Origin of the sequence: Flavobacterium sp. (assembly GCF_049590715.1) — a bacterium.
Classification (GTDB): Bacteria; Bacteroidota; Bacteroidia; order Flavobacteriales; family Flavobacteriaceae; genus Flavobacterium.
Genome location: NZ_JBAWDL010000263.1, coordinates 1 through 2,371, shown reverse-complemented (window position 1 = coordinate 2,371; position 2,371 = coordinate 1). Strand labels below are relative to the sequence as shown.

Below are 2,371 nucleotides of genomic sequence, written 5' to 3'. Positions count from 1 at the left end.
ACAGCTTCGTTGAAGAATAAGGAAAATAGAGAATAGAATAAAGAGAAAAGAGCAAAGAGGTTATGAATGATTTTTATCATTAATAATAAAAATCAAAGTTGTTACTTTGCTAATAGTAATAAAGTTTTAAATAATAAATTGCTCAAAGCCTACAGCCCACAGCTCAAAGCCCACAGCTCAAAGTCAATAAAAATGATTGAAACAGATATCCTTATCATAGGAGCCGGTCCAACTGGTTTATTTGCCGTTTTTGAAGCGGGATTATTGAAATTAAAATGTCACATCCTAGATGCTTTACCACAAGCAGGGGGACAACTTTCAGAATTGTATCCTAAAAAACCTATCTACGATATTCCTGGATTTCCAGAAGTATTAGCAGGGGATTTAGTTGACAATTTGATGGAACAAATCAAGCAGTTCGAGCCAGGGTTTACTCTAGGAGAACGTGCAGAAACAATCGTTAAGCAAGAAGATGGTACGTTTATCGTAACGTCTAATGAAGGAACAGAATTCCATGCTAAAGTAATTGCTATTGCTGGTGGTTTAGGAAGTTTTGAGCCAAGAAAACCATTGATTGACGGAATCAATTTCTACGAAAACAAAGGCGTAAAATACTTTATCAAAGATCCAGAAGAATTCAGAAACAAGCGTGTCGTAATCGCTGGTGGAGGAGATTCTGCACTAGACTGGAGTATCTTCTTGACTGACGTAGCTTCAGAGGTAACTTTGATTCACCGTCGTAACGAATTCCGTGGTGCTTTGGATTCTGTAGAAAAAGTACAAGAATTAAAAGATGCTGGAAAAATCCGTATGATTACACCTGCTGAGGTAGTTGGAATCAACGGAGCAGAGCACGTAGAATCTATTGATTTGGACGAAAACGGAGCGCATCGCAAGATTGAAACGGATTTCTTTATTCCACTTTTCGGATTGACACCTAAATTAGGGCCTATCGGAAACTGGGGACTTGAAATCGAGAAAAACGCTATCAAAGTAAACAATGCTTTGGATTACCAAACGAACATTCCAGGGATTTTTGCTATCGGTGATATCAATACCTATCCAGGAAAATTAAAGTTGATTCTTTGTGGTTTCCACGAAGCGACTTTGATGTGTCAAGCGGCTTACCAAATCATCAACCCAGGAAAACGTTATGTGTTGAAATACACAACGGTATCAGGAGTTGACGGATTTGATGGAACGCGTAAAGAAGCGCCAAAAGCAGTTGTGAAAGCGATAAATTAAAGTAGCTAAGATACTAAGTTACTAAGGCTCTAAGTTTTTGCTTAGAGCCTTTTCTATTAATGATTTTTCTCAGAATCTCAGCCTCTTAGAACCTTAGTAACTTAAAAAAAAACACTTGCAAGTGGTAAGGCTAATGCTTTACTTTGCATTTCCTAAAAAATAAAAATAAGGAGCAGCGCATTAGGCCTTTTTAGGGAAGTCAGTTCCCGCTTTTCGCTTCAATCTTTTTATTTTGTCATACTGAGCTTGTCGAAGTACAAAATAAAAAGGATTTCCGCTACAATCGGGGCTAAAGAGCCACAGTAGTTTTTTTAGGAAGCAAATTTTACATATAAAATAAATAGCTATAAGCAAAGAGCATCAAGCTCAAAGCCCAAAGCTCAAAGCCCAAAGATATGCCAAGCATTCAAGAAGAAATAAAAAAAAGAATCCTCGTTCTCGATGGCGCCATGGGAACCATGTTGCAACGCTACAATTTTTCCGAAGAAGATTTTAGAGGCGAACGCTTCAAGGATTTTCCTCATTCGTTAAAAGGAAACAACGATTTATTGTCTTTAACACAACCTGTTGCTATTGCTGAGGTTCACGCTGCTTATTTTGAAGCAGGAGCTGATATTGTAGAAACCAATACCTTCTCAGGAACAACCATCGGTATGGCGGATTACCACATGGAAGACTTGGTCTATGAGTTGAACTATGAGTCGGCAAAAATTGCCCGTAAAGTAGCCGATGAATTCACGGCCAAAAATCCAGACAAACCTCGTTTTGTAGCGGGTTCAATCGGGCCAACAAACAGAACAGCAAGTATGTCCCCAGATGTGAATGATCCAGGATACCGTGCCGTAACTTTTGATGATTTACGTATTGCCTACAAGCAACAAGTGGAAGCCTTGATGGATGGAGGAAGTGATTTATTGTTGGTAGAAACTATTTTTGATACCTTAAATGCTAAAGCAGCACTTTTTGCGATTGAAGAAGTTAAAGACGAACGCAATATCGATATTCCAATCATGGTTTCAGGAACCATTACTGATGCTTCAGGAAGAACCCTTTCTGGACAAACGGTAGAGGCTTTCTTAATTTCCGTTTCTCACATTCCGTTGTTGAGCGTAGGATTCAATTGTGC

The 2,371-nt window shown here is 38.7% G+C and carries 2 protein-coding genes; both read left to right on the top strand.

Annotation, left to right across the window (positions count from 1 at the left end):
- Positions 1–192 precede the first annotated feature (192 nt).
- Entirely contained in the window at positions 193–1,245 is a 1,053-nt protein-coding gene (locus WBQ70_RS11930) for an NAD(P)/FAD-dependent oxidoreductase (RefSeq protein ID WP_423914485.1), read from the top strand.
- A 395-nt stretch (positions 1,246–1,640) separates the two neighbouring features.
- The coding region (locus WBQ70_RS11925) for a homocysteine S-methyltransferase family protein (RefSeq protein ID WP_423914483.1) at positions 1,641–2,371 on the top strand (731 nt) is incomplete at its 3' end.